Genomic DNA, 17,385 nt, shown 5'->3' with positions numbered 1-17,385 from the left:
CGAATTATTCGTCGTCGAAACCGGGGTTGTCAGAAGATGGAATATCATCGAAACCAACCACCCGTTTTTTAGATGCGGCTTTGCCAGTTCCTTGATCACGACGAAGTTCATGAACGTTGTCATTGACATCGATCTCATCAAGGCTGTCTTGAAGATCGTCTTCAGCACTGCGCTTGCTATCATGCGCTGCAGGGCGGCTGCTGTTTGTCTTGCCCATGCCAAAAACTTCAGTATCGAGAAGCTCAACAGCACTAGCGAGTGAACGAGACTGAGTGGCTAGCTCGCTGGAGCAGCTTGACGTTTCATGAGCCATGTCGGAATTAGAGTGAGTGGCTTCATCCAGTTCGTTCATTGCGATTGAAATATTGTTCACACCTTCCGCCTGTTCTTTTGAAGCGTGGGAAATTTCGATCATAAGCTCTTTAACGTTGCTCACATGCTCAACAACTTCACCGAGAATCTCGTCACAGCGGTTGGCGATATCAACACCAACGCTCACTTTATCGCTACCTTCGTGAACCAAACGACCCATCTCTTCTTTGGAGCGCTTCACGATCTGCTGCACTCGTTCGCTGCTATTACCTAATAATTCAGAGATTTCCTTGGCTGCATTGCCACTCATTTGAGCTAGGTTACCAACCTCTTCTGCAACGACAGCGAATCCTTTGCCGTGGTCACCAGCACGTGCGGCCTCGACCGAAGCGTTGAATGACAGAAGCTTAGTTTGAAAGACGATGTCATTAATCACAGCTGTTTTGCTCGATATTTCGCTGATAATCCTGACAATATTTTCGATTTGTTCGTTGCTTTCTTCCACTTGGCTCATCATGTTGGTAATAGAAACTTCGATATCCTTCATAGACTGGCGCATATTGTTCACTGCCTCTCGCCCTTCCGTAGCGATCTCATGGGATAGGTTTGCTTTTTCGGTGGACGTGTTCGCATTGTCAACACTTTTGTTTACCATGGCCGTGATTTCGTTCAGTGTTGCAACGGTTTCTTGGATGGCCGAAGCTTGTTCGCTTGCTGCTTTAGAAACCTTGTCGGATGCACTTTTTAAGGTTTCGCTACTGACAAAGGTATCATGGCTAGATAAGCGAATTTTATTTGAAATATCAGTCATACTACGGGATAAATTGTTGAATAGGACAAAGGCTCCAGCAGTAATTAGAATTACAACGAAACTACCTATGATCATCCCAATTTCGATAAGGTCAGCCGCATCATTCATCTTTTGAGCCTGCTCCGTCGCTTTTGCCTTGAGCAGTTCAATACCCTTCAGAATACTTTCTTCGGCCTTCATAAGATGGAGCTGGATACTTTCTACATTGGAGGTCGCGGCATCGTGGAGCTGTGCGACTTCTTTGAGAAGTGATAGGTAAGCCGATGCCAACTCGTAACCTTCGCCGGATCTGACGGCTTCAGCAGTTTTTTCTGCTCGTTCGAGATATTCAGGATTAAAGCTGCCGAGGAAGTTGCTACCCTGAGCCTCTAGTTCGAGAAGCTTTACCGTTTCCTGATAGGTTGCAGCCGATACATTATTGCCACCACTGCGTTTAAGTGCGTACTCCTCTAAGCGACTTCCCTGGCGTCGAGTTTCGGATATCTTTTCTGTTTCCTCCATAGTGAGTTTCACGACGTCTTGAAAAGCGTTTCGGTACGCACTAATACTGGTTTTAATATTTTGTAGCATTTCAGCAGACACGACTTCCTGGTCGTTTTCCAACATTGCTGTGAATGCCTTATCAAAGTTGTCGAAACTTTCGGCCATGAGGTCCACAAAAATCTCATCTTTACTCGATATAAAGTCTTTCTCCGTTCGCGTCATTTCAAGCATTTGAATTCTAATAGTTCGGAAATCGCTTTCCATACGCTTGTAGTGGTCTAAGGTTCGTTGGTAACCGTTAGTAATGTAGTTCATGAGGGAAAAAACACTTATAGCACCCAGAAGAACGATGGTTGTGATGGTGCCGAGTATGAGCCAAACCCGTCCTTTAAGAGAAAGTCTTTTCAACGTTGTGTTGATACCAAAATTCATGGTCGATATCCTTTCAGCATTCTTCTGACGTCCAAGATATCGGCCCAACTCCTAGAGACCTAAGAATTTCTAACTGAAGATGCTCCAGTAGTTTAAAAATACTCAAAAATTTTCCCCTTATGATGACCGTCTGGCTTAAGGGATAAAAAATCACTTATGAATAATGATGCAAAATTAGTAAGCTACGCAAGTGAAGGGGATCTTGCTGTACCCTTAAAGGGGCACAATTCAAGCTTCTATTTCTTTTGTTTTGGTAAAGGTTTTGGAACTCTGCCACTGGCGTCTCAATTTAGCGTCCAGTTATGTCAACGACGACGCAGCGTGCAGGGCGTTTCTTCACAAGACTTTTATCTCCCCATGAAGTTCCGCCGATGACAGGCAGTCAAGGACGTTAAAGGAGACAAGCTTGGCTGTCAAAGCTAGGAAAACCTATCGCGGATGCTTCATTCTATACTGTACTACGATGTGGTACTACTTGAGTATCTTCCCCCCAAGCGCTTTGGCAAAGCCTTTAAAACCGGAAATACCAGCAACTCCTACGAAAAATCAGAATGTGAATTTCAAGGAAACCAAGGCTACCGCTGCGCCCAAGACTCCCAGAAGCAGAAAAAGTCGACTCAAGTCAAATCCAGTGGTCAGAGAAAAGAAATCAAAATTGAGAATGAAAAGTATGCATCTTCCCTATCGCTTAGGGTTTGCTGTGGGAGGAGCCGGGAGTCATGCATCGGGGCCAATGGTGGCAGGGCACTTGAACTGGCGACGCTGGCAATGGTTTGTGAATGGGTCTGCTCACCAACTTCAGCAATTGAATGGCCTGGGAGAGGTTGTTATCGCTCATAATCGCTATTCAGCTGCTACAGGTGGTCGGTATGTCTTCACGAGTGGGCTGAGTATTGGCCTAGGATACGAGGTCTCATGGTTATCATTCGAGTATCTAAATCCAAGAGCTGACCCCAATGCGGCTTTTACGTTTATCAGCTCCAGCCAATCAGCCTGTTTAGACTTTGCCTGGCAAAGCCAGGGATCGAGGTTTTATCTGATTGTGGGTATGAAGCCTTCTGTGCTTGTCAAGGAGTCAGATACCTTCGAATGGAGTCAGATTACAAGTGACGGTGACTGGCGCCAGTCAGCTGAAACACTATGGGATCGTAATATCGATCCATCTTACCTATACGTAGCAATTGGTTTCTATGTCCTCTAGTCTTGAAGTGATGTCTGGGAGCTGTTGAGAGGAATGGCTAAAAAAGATGTCGGCGTCCTAAAGAAAACGTAGTATCCTTCGTGCCGTCATCAATTGCAGATTTATCAAGACAACGGGGGATCATATGTCAATCCAACAAGCTCCACAGGTAAAGTCGCTCAACCCACCTCGCCGAGTTCTTATGGGACCTGGGCCTAGCGATGTTTCCGATCGGGTTCGGGAAGCTATGGCAAAGCCACTTGTAGGGCACCTTGACCCCGAGTTTTTAAGCATAATGGATGATAATCAGTCAATGCTTCGCTATGTTTTTCAAACAAACAATGAGCTGACGATCCCGATTAGTGCCACTGGCTCCGCCGGAATGGAAGCTTGCATTGTGAATCTAATCCAAGAAGGCGACAAAATCCTAATTGGAGTCAACGGCGTTTTTGGCAAGAGAATGGCCGATGTGGCGGAACGGGCAGGGGCAGAAGTTGTCACCATTGAAAAGCCCTGGGGCGAAGTCTTCTCATTGGCAGAGGTAAAGAATGCTTGGCAAACTCACAAGCCTAAGTTTTTAGGACTTGTACATGGGGAAACTTCAACTGGTGCATTGCAGCCTTTAGATGGCATTGGTGAACTCGTTCATGGAGACGATGGATTTTTGATTGTCGACGCAGTGACCTCGCTGGCAGGGGTGCCTGTGATGGTTGATGAGTGGGGAATCGATGCGGTGTACAGCGGATCGCAGAAGTGCCTTAGCTGTCCTCCTGGGTTAGCACCAGTTTCCTTTAGTCAGCGAGCGGCTGATGTCTTGAGTTCACGGAAGAGTAAGGTACAAAGCTGGTATCTCGACTTAAGTATGGTCATGGGCTATTGGGGAGGAGAACGGGCCTATCATCATACAGCTCCCGTGTCGATGAACTACGGTTTGCATGCAGCCTTGCAGCAGATCTGTGAGGAAGGATTGGAGACTCGTTGGCAACGGCACGACAATCTTCACCGTTGCCTCGCTGCAGGCTTGGAGGGCTTAGGCTTACAGTTCATGGCTGACAAAGCTCATCGGCTTCCACAATTGAACGCGGTGGCTATTCCTGATGGTGTAGATGATGCGAAAGTGCGAAGGCGTCTGCTACAAGATTTCAACATTGAAATCGGAGGGGGACTAGGTGCGTTTAAAGGCAAGGTCTGGAGAATTGGTTTGATGGGGGATGCCTGCGGGAAGAATCAGGTTCTCACTTTGTTAGGGGCCCTTGAGTACTGCTTGAAAGGCGAAGGTCAGAAAGTTGGGGCTGGTGCAGGGGTCGGCCCAGCATCTGACATGATGTTAGAGCTTGGTATATAACGGAGGGTCGGTGCCACCGGTTCTTCAGCTCCGATCACGTGGATGAATAAAAATCATAATCTTTTGATTTCTTTATAAGAACTTCGGGTAAATAAGTTTCCCAGAAGCAAGCTGTGTGAGGCTTGCTGATTTTTTCTCTTCAATCAGAATTGCGCTGTTCCGATAGACTGCTAAATTTCCTTACAAAATTGAAAAACTGCCATCGGTGACAAGGTTTCTTATTTTTGCCTCTTATCTTACCGAAAGACTTCTTGGTCATGAACTTGGAGGTCCTATCATGGCAGACTTGCGATTTAAAACTTACTCCATACTCGCAAAAGCCATCTTGCTGAATGGCTGCTCAGGCGATGGTATAGGGTTCTCAGGGGTTGATGTTGGTGGCGGCACCTTCAAAGGTGATACGAAGACCGAAGAGGTCGTCGTTGCTCCGTCATCCTCCGATGCTATTGTGGTGAATCCCTCTGAGGAAGCTGCCGAAGCTCTTGAGTCGGAAGGTTTAGTTGAAAGTCAGGATGTTGTCGATCTATGCTCTCAACTCACACAAAAAACTGTGGTGCAGACTCTTTCCTTCCCTGCAATTAGTGAGTGCGCGTTTGGCGAAGGTGAAAATTTAGGGCGTGTGAATGGCAGGATTCAAGCGGTGTCCCAGCAATTCTCTCAAATTGAACTGCCAGGAACGGAAGCACTTGTTTGCGGGCTTTCGATGACTTCACAAAGCTCGCAGCTCCAATACGACGATCTGCTAGTAATGACCTTGGAGAGTTTTGTGATCATGAGTAGCAATCGCAGCTTCTTCTCTCGTTTGAGCCAAAAAGAAGGACTCTACTTTTGGGAGTTTGAGTCAGTCAGGGGCATGGCTGTTGATTTTGATGCTGATCCATATTGCTTGGGAGCCAACTCTGGCTGCGAGATTCCAGAGACGGATACTTTTGGGCAGTTGGCAGTGCAATATTTTCCAGAGGATTTCGCGATACTATCTGCAAAGCTTTCTGGTCGCGAGACCTTAATGGTTTCATTGGTAGCTACTGGTGATAACGACAATGGAGACTGTATGCACAGTGATTTTTCCATGACTTATGCTGTCAGCTATGTGGATCTTGCAGTGGGTGATGAGTAGTTGTCTGGCATAGTATCGTAATTTTTAGGAAAATTTGATACCTTAGAATTCTTTGTATTTTCGGGTCTAAACTTCCGATACGGGTTTGTCCTAGGGAAAGCTGCGTTCTGCAGCAAATCAATTGTGGCTTTTAGTAGCTAACTTGGCCCTAGTTGTATCCTCTCCTAAAACTGACTGAGGAACCACTGTCCTATGAAGTTTAAGAGCGATCCCAAGAATGCAGGCAAGCTATTAAAGTTTCCAACAAACTATAAGCCCCCGGAAGAAAAGCCCAAAGAAGCAAACTTTGCGATGTTTGCCTTTGCCATTGTCGGAGGGCAGATTGGAATCGCGGCGCAGATTCTGGAGCAGATCTTGAATCTAGACGAGAAGAACGCATATCATGCAGCCGAGTATTATCATGCCTGCTATCAGAAAGATCATGGTATCCAAAGCCGGGCCATGCAAATCCGAATACTCATCCAACAAGGCGATAATAATGGAGCTCTCATGGCGATTCATGAGTGCTTTGGGCTCCAAGGGCCTCCTGCTATAACGGTGCTGGAGTCGATGCGCGCCATGCTTTCCTAGTATTTTTCGAAGGCTTAGCGGTATTTCTTGTGAGTTTTGTAGTATTCCTGCTTATCGAGTGATTCCCGATGATCTGCCTCAGCAAGAACTTTACTGGGCTCGAACTCGTCGGAGTCAGCCACACCCAAACTCATTCGAACTGAAACAGACTCAGTAGCCCCTGTCTCTTTGTGGGTGAACGTGAGCTTGGTCTCTTGCTCATATTTGCGAATTCGGTCCACGATTGCGATGGTTTTCTCAAAGTTGGTATTGGGGCAAAGAATGATGAACTCATCGCCGCCGGAGCGAGAGATCACATCTGTTTTGCGGCAGGAGCGTCTAAGGATATCACCTACGGTATTGATCAGCTTGTCACCTGCCTCATGGCCGAAGGTGTCGTTCACATACTTCAAACCGTTAACGTCAATGGCAATGATGGCAAATACAAACTCATCGGTCTCCCGAGCCATGTGCTTGTATTGCTCCATGGAGGCATCGAGTCCCCCGCGATTGACAAGCCCTGTGAGCGCATCGGTATTGGCTAGCTTTTCTAGCTTGTTCTGCAAGAGATGGTTATGAATCAATGCTGAAACCAGGCTTAGAAATAGACGAATGGTAGCGAGTGTTTCTGAGTCGATTGTTACGCCGCGGATAAATACCTTTAGTTCGTGTTCTTCTCCAATGTTACCCGGCATGACCATCCATTCAGCATCGCCATCAGGGGCAAGGATTTTAGAGACTGCTTCCTTATCACTACCATACACATAGTTATGATTATCTGTATCCTCGTCCACATCTACCTTGGGCTTCTTATCGTCTTCCGTTTCAGCAGGGCCTACAGTAAACATGAAGTCATCGTCTTTATCATCATCGAAGAATAAATCGATGTCGTCGTCGTTCATGCCGCCTGTTTTAGCGATGTCATTGGTGATGATCTCATGGTGAGAGAGTACCAATCTTTTGGAATCATTGCCTAAACCAAGAAAACCCATATATTCGATAACAGTGGGGCGGTCAGCGTTTTCTATAAGTAGGGCAAATCCCCATGGGCGATAGGTGTTGTAAAGTCTTTCCAAGACCAGCTGGATCATCTCGTTGAGACTTTCGATCTCGGTCATATCACGTGTTGTATAGAGCAGGTACTGGAGATTGGTACGATCGTTGATCGCTTTCTCTTCCCGTTCTTTGTAAGATTTCAGTTCTCTCCGGAGTTTCTCAAACTCATCCTCTGGAGGTAGATCTGTTTTTTTAGCCTGTGAACTCAATCTTTTTTCCTACGCAAATGACCGTGAAGTCAACTTCGGCGAGTCTTTGCAAAAACTTATGATTTGAGATTCAACTTATTGAAATAAAATATAAAATACTTACTTGTCGAGGCCTTAGGTAGTGGGTGATTCCATTTAAGAGGGTTTGATTTAGGTTTTATTTTCAAGGTATTGAATCACAGCTTCTATTTTTGGCCAATAGCTTGGGAGTCCTTTGGGGAGAGGTGGCCGACCACTCAAGTCAGCCTCAACAAGTACTTTGAGCAAGTGAAAGGGTGCTGGTTGCAAGCGGGAAAGCAAACGTCTTACAGCCCTCTCACTAGGGTCTTTTAGGTTTGCATGGCTAAGGTGCTCGCGAACCAATGGTACTACGAGGTCAATGGTCTCCTGGGGGCAATTAATTCGCTGTAGTAATAGTCGTGTACTGCGCTCACCTACGGGGCCATGTTTTGGTGAGCACCAGCGACCCTTCCAAAAGTGAGTGCAAGTTGCTTTGCCTAGATCGTGACAAAGAGCTGAAAGCAAAACAGCCTGAGTTTCCTCCTTGGAAAGACCGTAGCTTCTTGCCAGCCTTTCGGCCTCGATACACACGAGCTTGGTGTGGGTCCAGACGTCACCCTCTGGGTGCCATATGCTATCCTGGGGTACCTGGCGCAGGGCTCCAAGTTCCGGATAGTCGCGAAATCCGTTCGCTTCCACAGCATCAAAAAATTCCTGTGGCTGTTCAAAAAAGCCATGTTCTTGCCATGTAGCCCATTTTTTCATAAATTAATCTCTCCTTGAAGGGGGGCTTGTGTGCTATGAGTCAAAAATCATTATCGTACCATCAGTTTCATCAGTGGCTGTTGAGCTTTCCGCCGAAAGATGCGACTTATGATATTCACATTGATGAAATCATGATTAAAGATCAGGCTGGGGAGCACTGTCTTGAAGTGCCTGTGGTTCTCCGGACGGGGGAGCTAGCCTATCCGTCACGATTGCTTAAGCAAATCGAGGAAAACCAGCCATTTATCATCATTATCATGCAAGCTGGTCGTGCTGCAATAGGAATCGCAGAAGGGGACCGCTTGATCCGATCGAAGAATATCCAGAAGTATATGGTTCGTAAAAGTCAGGGCAAGTCTCAGCTCAGCTATCTGGCACAGAAAGGCAAGTCACGGCTCGGCTCACGGATTCGATTGAGGCAGGCGGCTGAATTTTTTCTGGACTTATCCCGGTATCTTCAACAATGCATCACAGAATGGCCAGATTCTCTAGTTTTTTTAAGCTGCACTCCACGTTTAAAGGGGGCCTGGTTTCAAAGCTCCGATCCCCCACCGCTAGAGCGCAAAGATCCTCGCTGGCGCAAGATTCCGTTCTACTGTCACAATGCCCGCTTGCAAGACTTAGAAGATATTCATGAGAAGCTGTCATCAGCTATACGGGTAAGCCGCAAGGTGTCACCTTCCACGGACAGTTGATTTTCCTTGTCAGACAAGGTTTATTTCTAGGAGTCAAAAGTCTTCGTTCTCACCCTGCTGTGCTACCGGCTCCGTGCAGCTATCTTTGCTGCTGTGGGTGTGAACCTTGTCTGAGATTGTCACCAAATAGGAATCGCAGATCATGAACATCCCATTTGAAATTGCAGCGATGAGCCGCTCGAAGCAAGAGCAGATCGAATCTTATATCGCTCATAAAGTCCCCCCCATGGGGGCGATGGGCGTCGTCAGGGATGTTGCCTTGCGCCTAGCCTTGATCCAAGGCACGCCAAAACCTTTCTTGAATCAACCGTCCCTGTTTCTTTTTGCTGGAGATCATGGAGTTGCAGAGGAAGCTATTTGCGCTACACCACAGCTTTGGTCACGACATCAAACCTTAAATGTTGCTCAAGGTGGAGCTTCCGTGTGTGCCTTTGCGAGATTGAATCGAATGATGCTGCGGGTTGTAGATGCTGGCTTGAAGCAGCCAGTCGACCATCCCCAGGTTTTGTCGCGGCGGATCGGTGCCAGCACAAAAAATTGCAAACGCGAGGCAGCGATGAGCCATGGACAGCTTGAACGAGCTTTGAGGCTTGGTGGAGATTTGGTGAGGGCTCGTTGTAAGGCTGGCACCAATGTCCTTGGGCTCGGAACCTGTGGGGTCGGTGGCAGGCTTTCCGCCGACTGTATCCTGGGCTATCTTCTGGGTGATGGAGAAGCAAACCTACTAAGACAAAACGAAGAAGATTACCAACTTTTCTTTAAAGACATCCAGCTGGTTCATGGCGATATCCAAGATCCATGGGAAATCTTGAGGCTGTTTGGAGGCTTTGAGTTTGCAATGATGCTTGGAGCCATGTTGCAGTGCGCTTCAAATCACATCACCATATTGGTAGATGGCTATATCGGTGCGGTGATGGCATTACTTGCCAGTAGGGTTGCCCCTGAAGTAGCAGACTTTGTCTTCGTTTGTCAGGATAGTGCCCACCCTGGGCAGGCTCTGGCACTCGATCAACTTGTTCAAGAATCACTCATGAGTCTTGGTCTGGACTTGGATGATGGCAGTGGAGTCGCACTAGCGTTCCCTCTGTTTCAAGCCGCTGTAACCTTCCTTAATGAAGTGGCGAGTTCTGATGATCGGCCTCTAAATTAGCGACTGTTCACGTGTTATTCGAAAGATATGCATTGCCAAAGAAGGCTATCGTGCTTTCTTTTCTTTGCAGCGAATGATGTCGTTGAACGTGCGTCCCTCGTGTTTGAATGTCACATGACCTTGCCCCGCTTTGTTTGGAAATTTGGCATTTTTCTCCACGAGCCGGATGTGAAAGCCCCCTCTTAAGGGGTTTCCAGACCTCAAGATTTTGCGAGACTCCCCAGCCCCACCTGGCTTATCAACGCTCTTGAAAGGTGATACTGTCCCCTGGCGAAGGAGAGTATTACCCTCATAGATTTTCCCGATTATCTTTCCAGAGTCGGAGCTAACCGTAACTTGTCGATTGGGATTCAGAGTTCCCTGACATTCCAAATTTAAGGCTAGGATTGGTGTGGAGAAGAGCCAGAAAAAACAAGCAACAAGGCCGATCGTATAACATGTCATAGTGGAGTCCTCCCCTGGTGTTTCTTCATTGATACCAGGGATACCAGCCTCCACTCGTAAAAATCAAGGCTCTGTGAAAGATGTGTTCTGTCGCTGTGATGCTTCAGTTTTAAAAAAATTAACTTCCAGAAAAAAATGTGTTCAAACTATATCCAGCTAATATTACTGCACAAAATTAGGCTGTAAACCTGGTATATCGTGACTCGTTTAGAATCCCAGCACAGGTGACGTGATGCACCAATTTTATTCGTTGTCATGGAGGGACTCGCGGTATAATTACAAGCACAGTTCAATATGGAATTACGGAGGCTAAAACATGATCAGGCAAATGTGCACAATTCTATTGTCTGTTGTTTTAGTGTGCCAGATTGCGGGCGCAAGTCAGCGTGTGGAAAGCATGGTATTCGAAGGCCAGGAGCTATTGCTCACCCCCTTCCCCGATCCTAATATCGCGAGTCGATACACATCGATTTTTGTCTTCGGTGATAGCCTGAGCGACGAAGGAAACCTCAATCGTCGGACGTTCGGGATATGGGCGCCGGGTTCGGTTTACTACAAGAACCGGTTCAGCAACGGTCCTATTTGGATCGATTACGTCAAGAGTGCTTTGAACGCCAAATCTCATAATTTTGCTGTGGGGTCTGCAGAGACTGGTGTCAAAACAGGAATCCGATCCTGGATCATACCAAGTACGGAGCAGCAGATTCGTCAGGCTAAAAGCAGGCTTGAAAAAGTGGATGTGAATCGATCCCTGGCGGTGCTATGGGTTGGCTCGTTTAACTATCGTAACTTCAACAACGATCGACCCCAGAAGGTGGTGGATCAGATATCGGAGCAAATTCAAACCATATTGGAGCTTGGATTCCGGACGGTCATGATTGGGACAATTCCCAGCCTAGAGCAAGGGCCAGGATTAAGCCATAAGGAACCAAGGCCAGATGCGACGATGAAAAGCCTTGTTGTGAAGCACAACGGCCAGCTCCGGCAAGTTGTTCGTGATTTTGCCAAGGAAAATCCTAGATTGAAAATTGGTGTATTCGAGGCGTTCGCACTTAACCAAGCCACTCAGAAGAAGCCAGGTTACTTCGGATTCTCCAATACGGAAGAGCCCTGTTATGATGGTGATCCTACTGGCTCTTTTTATGGTAATCAAAAAGACTTTTGCAATGACCCTTCCGGCTATAAGTACTGGGACTACTTGCACCCCAACTCTAAGATGCATTGCTATTACGCAAGTCAGTTCCTACTAGACCTTTCGACTCTCCACGATCTGGACTTTCTGTTCGAAGAATCTCTGCATTCGTGCATGTCGCTCTAGCAGTGAACGACCTGCAGCTCGCTCATAGGTAGGGCTGCTGTCGATCTATAATTCACTGAAATTCAACGAAAATATTTCTATACTGTAAAGTTTTCATAATATGTTCCGATTAACTTATTTGGAAGGGAGCATATTTATGAGCAAGGAAGTCGTTGAATATTTTGCATCAAAATCAGCCTTGGTGCTCTGGTTTGCTCTTTCGTCTGTGTTCTGCCTTCTCCTACTGATTCGTATCAGCACCTCCTCAGCTGAACTTTCGGTCGTGAAAATGATCTTTTTTGTGACCGATATGATTCACTTCTGGATTCCTATCTTTGCCTGTAAGTATCTTGACCGTATCAACAAGAATAAGTAGCTCGCTTATCCCTGAGTTACAAGTCAGGGTCGTGGGAACAAGTAACAAAGACATTGGCCTGGTCTTGGTGAAGTTTAGCGATGCGATTGACGTTCTGAAGCCTCGCCTGATTATCATAGGCCAGCTGCTCGGTGATGATTTTTTGAAGTTTTGGGATAGTGCGGCCTTCGATCTCTTGCTTTACGAAAAATGCGTCACCAGCATGGAAGTGCCAGGAATCCTCTTCGCGGACCGCAACTCCCATCGAGCCTGCGGTGTGTCCGATGAGTGGCACTAAGAAAATATCTTCGTCGACACCGTCTAGCTGGTGACAGGACTGGAACCCGAACCAGATGTCTCCAAAGTTGCTATAGGTTTGCCAAGTCTTGACATGCCCCCACTGTGTCGGCCGATAACGTCGATGACATGGCTGATGGCTGACCTCATCCCACTCTTTTTGGTGAATGTGAATGCGAGCACCAGGGAAGTCGCTGAGGCCCCCAGCATGGTCTGGATCTAAGTGAGTGACAATGATCTCGCGAACATCAGCAGCCTTATAGCCCATTCTTTCGATCTGACGAAGCGCAGATTGTTGGGGATCTAGCTTTGGACGCAAGGTGATGTGATTGTCGAGACCAAATCGCCCACGATAGACTTTAAGATCATCATGGCCAAGCCCTGTGTCCACGAGTATCAATCGATCCTTGCTTTCGATAAGAAAACAGCGACAAGTAAGACAGCCTGGGCTTACTAGACTCCCACGTCCCAGTAACAGCCTTTCGGTGACAGGCGGGCAAAGGCTACCACAATTGAGTCGAATCACTTTCAATATAAGTCCTCCCTAATAGATCATGCCTTATCAGAGGTCCACTTTCCAGCTTTCCAACCGGTTCTCTCTTGTGGCTGAAGAAGTCTCTGGCAAACAGTGCTCCAATCGCGTATTGATGTTTTGATTTGTAAATTTCGCGTGTAGGTCAGATTATGGATCTAAGTCAATATATTTCCCAGGCCCTTGCTTTGACAATCGAAAATCCAGCCTTCGTAGAGATGGATATGTCGGAGCTAGAGTTTGCTAAGCTTGTCAAAGAATCAGAGGCAATTTGCAAGAGCATTGCTAATGAGCATGGGCCAGAAGGGCTTGAAGAATTTTGCGCTCAGCTAGGTGACAAGGAAGAGTGGCTACAGGCTGCAGACTTTTTTGATTCTTTGTGCTTCGATGACGACGACTAGCTCTCAATTGGCGGCCTTTGGTACCGAAATCCTTCCCTAGCTTGGTCTAAGGGAGTCGCTATACTAACATTTAAGTTAACGTATTAACTGGACTAAATGGAAGTCCTTAAGAACTCTCTAAAGACTCCCGAAACGAAGGATAAGACAAGCAGAAAACCCTTCCCCAGATAGTCGCTAGATGATTACTGATTTCTTGGGGAACCATTATGAGACTTATACTCATCACATGCCTATTGCCTATTCTGGCTCTGTCCTGCGGCAAAAAAGGCGGAGGTGACGACACAAGCCAAGCCGAAGAAGTTCCGGTGTCTGGAAAAGCCCCGGAAGCACACTCGCCGGGAGAGCTAAAATCCCAGGCTGTTGATACTGATCCAATGGGAAGCACCGTGGGGAGCAGTGACCAAGAGCATCAAGAAAGTCCAGAAACAATTCCCGACAGCATAGTTGAGGCTATTGATCAGACAGAGATCCTTGGTTGTACAGACCCATTAGCATTTAATTATGATGCTGCTGCAACAAAAAATGATGATAGCTGCGTCGCCGTGCAGCTAGGTTGTATGGATGCTGCCATGTTCAATTTTAATCCCAATGCCAACATTGACGATGGTAGCTGCGTCGCAATTGCCTCCGGTTGTACCGATGCTGATGCCTTCAACTACAATTCCGCCGCGAATACAGATGATGGATCCTGTATGGCGAAGGTGATGGGTTGTACCGATTCCAACTATATAGAATTCAGCCCAGCAGCAAATACCGACAATGGCACTTGCCTAACAGCAATCGTGCAAGGTTGCACGGATGGGATGGCAAGCAACTATGATGCTCTCGCCAATGTGGACGATGGTAGCTGTAATGTGGTGGCTGTGAACCCCGCAGACTCTTTACCGGTAGCAAATATCGCTGGCACCAACAGTTCATTAAGTCTTGGTGAAGGGGATGCGACGGTAAGCGAAGGTGAAGAAGGAATTTTGGGCGGTCAACCAGCCTACACGATGGATGGTGATGACTTGCTTGTTATTAGCAACAGCAATACCTTCAATACTGGTGGTCCGTTCTATGGAAAGACGTTTGCTGTAGCTTTTCGAACCGGCAGCGATGTGACGAGTACACAAATGATCTATGAAGAAGGCGGGGCGATCCGCGGGGTGAGCCTTTATATCTCAGGGGGCTACCTTTACTATAACATCTACAACATCGTTAGCGATGGTGGTAATGCTCCTTGGGGACCAATCAGCGTATCTGTGGCACTCGAAGCCAATACAGACTACGTTGCTACTTTGCTCTACGATCAAAGCCAGGGCACTCTGGGTGGTTACTTGAACGGCATTGAAGCAGGACAGGCGACCGGTGTTGGAATTCTTTATGCACACTCCGATGGAATTGGTCTCGGTGCTGTGAATAGCGATACAGTCTTCGCCGATGGGTCCGTAGAATACAACGGTGGGTTTTACTTCACTGGCTTGATTGCAAGCTTCAAATACTACAATGAAGCTGTGTCTGCTACGAAGCTTGATGCTCTTCATCAAGAGATGTTGAGCACCTACCTTCCATAACTCAGCAGCCTCAGGTTTCTTGGGCCTGAGGGCGGGGTTTGTGAAAGAACTTCAGAATACATGGCAACATAAACAGATCGGCAAGTAAGGCTAGGAATGCAGCAGCACTTGTCAGAATGCCGAAGTACTGCACAGTTTTTACTTGGGCTAGAAGTAGCACAGGGTAAGACCCCATCAGGATCAAGCTGGTTACCAAGGCTGCTTTACCAGCATGAGCGAAGCTGTGATCCAGGCACTGTTCCCAATCTAGCCCCAATCGCTCTCCTTCGCGCCAGCGAAACATAAAATGGATTGTATCATCCACAGCGACCCCCATGACAATCGCGGCAATGGTTGCTGTGGCAATATCTAAATCGATTCCCAGAAGATGCATTAGGCTAAACATACCAAGCACCGGAAAAAGGTTTGGAATCAAACTGATCAAAGCGAGCCTCAAACTGCGAAGCCAAACAATCATGAGTAAAAAAATAAGGACTAGAGCCAAACCAAAACTGGAAATTTGTGATTCCATGGCATAGTCGATGATCTTGATGTAGAGGGGGGGATAACCGGCAGGCTTGAGGAGATAGTCGTCTCCAAACGACTTCTGACCTATTTTTAAGATCCGATTCTTTAACTGATCTGCTTGCTGAGCGCTTAGCATCTTACTTGTAAAGGTGATGCGAAGAAGGTCCCGATCGAAGTTGATCACAGGGGCCAAAATGTTGTCTAAATACTCATCATCATCCGGTTCCCAGACTCGGTGCTGACTATTTAGAACGAATTTGAGCTGGGCAATCTCTTCTTCACTCCAAGGGGATTTCGTGGGTATATTCATGACTTTTGCGAGTCGTTGATAAATGTCTAGAATCGAAAAGCTTCTAAAAATCTCATCTTGCTTCATGACTTCTGCTTGAAACCCAGCAACACGATTGAAGGTATCGGCAGTTTCGATGAAATCTTGGGATTTTAATCTGAGAGTAAATTCAAATGGCTGGTAATAGCCCCAACGAGATTCGATCGTCTCATGATCCTGAACTACTGAATGATCTGAAGGGAGGTAGCCCAGGGTGTAGGTGTCGATGTTTTGTTGTACGCTTAAGATCAAGGAAAGCAGAAATAGGGGAATGCAGATGATGCTGATTAGCTGAGGTCGTTGTTTCACCAGGCTCTTGATTTTATCCAAGACGTTCGAAAGAAACGAGTGTTCTCTAGGATCGGGGGCTGACTTAAGCTTCTTAAGGCCCAGATAAAAGATTGACATCAATAGCCCGCTCAGTAAGAAGGCTAGCAAAACCCCAATCCCTGCATAGATTCCGAGCTGCCTTACAGAACTCATGGGAGCTGAGGATAATGCAAAAAAGCCAACCGCTGTAGTCACACTTGTTAGAAGGCATGGAACTAAGATCGATTGTAGTGATTTAAAAACGATCTCGTACTTAGAGCTTTGGGGGTGTTCCATTTCCAGTCTGCGAAAGGTGCTTGGGAAGTGAATCGCATCAGCGATCCCCAGTACTAGGATCACCGTGGGCAGCACCACGGTTACCATATTGACCTGAACCCCAGCCAAGCCCATGAGGCCTAAGGTGATGCTGGTGCTGAGGCTGACAATCACCAGGGTGGCAAGAACATAGCGAACTGTTCGAAATGAAAATCCTAGAAATACGAACATTAAAAGATAACCCAACCCACCTACTGTTGCTAAGTCCTGAGCTGTGAGTAGGTTGAGGGCGCTGTATATGACGCCAATGCCCCCACGGGGAGCATCAGCGAAACCGTGTTTGGCTAGCAAATCGTAACAGTGAGCCAAGACTTGATCCCTAGCTTGATCGAAATTTTCCATGGCAGCCATCTGTGCCCAGACAAGTGTTTTTTGGCCATTGCTGTTGATCAAGCGGTCTTTGAAGTAGTCTGACTCCATCGCATAGGTTTGATAATCATCCAGGCTCAGCTGCTCGGAGGCCTTTCGGAAGATAATCCCCTCCTCTGTATCAAAGGCATCCTGTACATTGGCAATGGATGTGACTTGAAAGACACCTTCGAGGCTTTCCAAGTCCTGACTGAGAGCATCGATACGTTGAAAAAAGCCCTCGTCAAAAACGCTAGCGTTTTGATTTTCAAGTAGAATGAGCAAGACCTCGTCATTACCGAAGGTATCTTGAAAGTGTTCATAGTCGAGTAGCGTGGGGTCGTCTTCTAAAAACCAAACTTTAATCGAGTTATCAGGAACAAATGCTTTTTGTGCATATGGCCCTAGAATGAACGCAAGAGCTGCAAACACTAAAAATAGAAGCCAGCGAAATCGAATCAAAGCAGCGATAGACTTATTCAACATGACATGATGTCCTCGGGATCAAAAGTGAATCTCATCGGTAGGAAATCCTCGCATTCTAACGTTTCGTATTATCCTGTGTCGAGCTATA

General features: G+C 46.8%; 16 protein-coding genes. 10 read left to right on the top strand and 6 right to left on the bottom strand.

Translation table 11 applies throughout. The features are described from left to right. Positions 1 to 4 precede the first annotated feature (4 nt). On the bottom strand, positions 5 to 2,038 hold the full coding sequence (locus B9N89_RS26885; RefSeq protein WP_132324635.1) for a methyl-accepting chemotaxis protein: 2,034 nt from the start codon (positions 2,036 to 2,038) through the stop codon (positions 5 to 7). A gap of 406 nt (positions 2,039 to 2,444) precedes the next feature. Between B9N89_RS26885 and B9N89_RS26880 the strand changes: the two genes are divergently transcribed. From B9N89_RS26880 to B9N89_RS26865, 4 genes are all read left to right on the top strand, one after another. Further along, positions 2,445 to 3,239, top strand: coding sequence for a hypothetical protein (locus B9N89_RS26880; protein ID WP_132324633.1), 795 nt, complete (start codon positions 2,445 to 2,447; stop codon positions 3,237 to 3,239). Positions 3,240 to 3,363: 124 nt separating this feature from the next. Then, entirely contained in the window at positions 3,364 to 4,563 is a 1,200-nt protein-coding gene (locus tag B9N89_RS26875; RefSeq protein WP_132324631.1) for a pyridoxal-phosphate-dependent aminotransferase family protein, read from the top strand. A 277-nt stretch (positions 4,564 to 4,840) separates the two neighbouring features. Next, on the top strand, positions 4,841 to 5,680 hold the full coding sequence (locus B9N89_RS26870; RefSeq protein ID WP_132324629.1) for a hypothetical protein: 840 nt from the start codon (positions 4,841 to 4,843) through the stop codon (positions 5,678 to 5,680). Between the two features lie 192 nt (positions 5,681 to 5,872). After that, positions 5,873 to 6,250, top strand: a complete 378-nt coding sequence (locus tag B9N89_RS26865; protein ID WP_132324627.1) for a hypothetical protein — start codon at positions 5,873 to 5,875, stop codon at positions 6,248 to 6,250. 14 nt (positions 6,251 to 6,264) lie between these two features. On the opposite strand, the gene B9N89_RS26860 is transcribed toward B9N89_RS26865, so the two are convergent. Both B9N89_RS26860 and B9N89_RS26855 read right to left on the bottom strand, forming a co-directional pair. Further along, positions 6,265 to 7,494, bottom strand: a complete 1,230-nt coding sequence (locus B9N89_RS26860; RefSeq protein ID WP_132324625.1) for a GGDEF domain-containing protein — start codon at positions 7,492 to 7,494, stop codon at positions 6,265 to 6,267. Between the two features lie 150 nt (positions 7,495 to 7,644). Beyond that, complete coding sequence (locus B9N89_RS26855; protein WP_132324623.1) at positions 7,645 to 8,259, bottom strand: HD domain-containing protein; 615 nt, start codon at positions 8,257 to 8,259, stop codon at positions 7,645 to 7,647. Positions 8,260 to 8,294: 35 nt separating this feature from the next. Between B9N89_RS26855 and B9N89_RS26850 the strand changes: the two genes are divergently transcribed. Both B9N89_RS26850 and B9N89_RS26845 read left to right on the top strand, forming a co-directional pair. Then, positions 8,295 to 8,954 (top strand): hypothetical protein, encoded by a 660-nt coding sequence (locus B9N89_RS26850; RefSeq protein WP_132324621.1) that lies wholly within the window; start codon positions 8,295 to 8,297, stop codon positions 8,952 to 8,954. Positions 8,955 to 9,096: 142 nt separating this feature from the next. Further along, the gene (locus B9N89_RS26845) at positions 9,097 to 10,104 is read left to right on the top strand and encodes a nicotinate-nucleotide--dimethylbenzimidazole phosphoribosyltransferase (protein WP_132324619.1); all 1,008 of its coding nucleotides are present in this window, start codon (positions 9,097 to 9,099) and stop codon (positions 10,102 to 10,104) included. Between the two features lie 45 nt (positions 10,105 to 10,149). On the opposite strand, the gene B9N89_RS26840 is transcribed toward B9N89_RS26845, so the two are convergent. Continuing rightward, positions 10,150 to 10,548, bottom strand: coding sequence for a hypothetical protein (locus tag B9N89_RS26840; RefSeq protein WP_132324617.1), 399 nt, complete (start codon positions 10,546 to 10,548; stop codon positions 10,150 to 10,152). Positions 10,549 to 10,864: 316 nt separating this feature from the next. Here B9N89_RS26840 and B9N89_RS26835 point away from each other — a divergent pair, with 316 nt between their 5' ends. Next, positions 10,865 to 11,866 carry an SGNH/GDSL hydrolase family protein gene (locus B9N89_RS26835; protein WP_132324615.1) on the top strand — a complete coding sequence of 334 codons (1,002 nt, stop codon included), beginning with the start codon at positions 10,865 to 10,867 and terminating at the stop codon, positions 11,864 to 11,866. A gap of 136 nt (positions 11,867 to 12,002) precedes the next feature. Beyond that, positions 12,003 to 12,221 carry a hypothetical protein gene (locus B9N89_RS26830; RefSeq protein WP_132324613.1) on the top strand — a complete coding sequence of 73 codons (219 nt, stop codon included), beginning with the start codon at positions 12,003 to 12,005 and terminating at the stop codon, positions 12,219 to 12,221. A 16-nt stretch (positions 12,222 to 12,237) separates the two neighbouring features. Here B9N89_RS26830 and B9N89_RS26825 read toward each other — a convergent pair whose 3' ends face one another. Further along, a complete protein-coding gene (locus tag B9N89_RS26825) occupies positions 12,238 to 13,023 on the bottom strand; it encodes an MBL fold metallo-hydrolase (RefSeq protein WP_234996173.1) in 786 nt (261 codons plus the stop codon). A gap of 158 nt (positions 13,024 to 13,181) precedes the next feature. Between B9N89_RS26825 and B9N89_RS26820 the strand changes: the two genes are divergently transcribed. After that, the gene (locus B9N89_RS26820; RefSeq protein ID WP_132324609.1) at positions 13,182 to 13,430 is read left to right on the top strand and encodes a hypothetical protein; all 249 of its coding nucleotides are present in this window, start codon (positions 13,182 to 13,184) and stop codon (positions 13,428 to 13,430) included. A gap of 206 nt (positions 13,431 to 13,636) precedes the next feature. Continuing rightward, positions 13,637 to 14,983 (top strand): hypothetical protein, encoded by a 1,347-nt coding sequence (locus B9N89_RS26815; RefSeq protein ID WP_132324607.1) that lies wholly within the window; start codon positions 13,637 to 13,639, stop codon positions 14,981 to 14,983. 10 nt (positions 14,984 to 14,993) lie between these two features. On the opposite strand, the gene B9N89_RS26810 is transcribed toward B9N89_RS26815, so the two are convergent. Beyond that, the gene (locus B9N89_RS26810) at positions 14,994 to 17,297 is read right to left on the bottom strand and encodes an efflux RND transporter permease subunit (protein WP_132324605.1); all 2,304 of its coding nucleotides are present in this window, start codon (positions 17,295 to 17,297) and stop codon (positions 14,994 to 14,996) included. Positions 17,298 to 17,385: the final 88 nt, after the last annotated feature.

The sequence above is a fragment of the Pseudobacteriovorax antillogorgiicola genome (assembly GCF_900177345.1).
GTDB classification, from domain to species: Bacteria; Bdellovibrionota_B; Oligoflexia; order Oligoflexales; family Oligoflexaceae; genus Pseudobacteriovorax; species Pseudobacteriovorax antillogorgiicola.
This window is presented reverse-complemented; position numbering and strand designations above follow the sequence as displayed.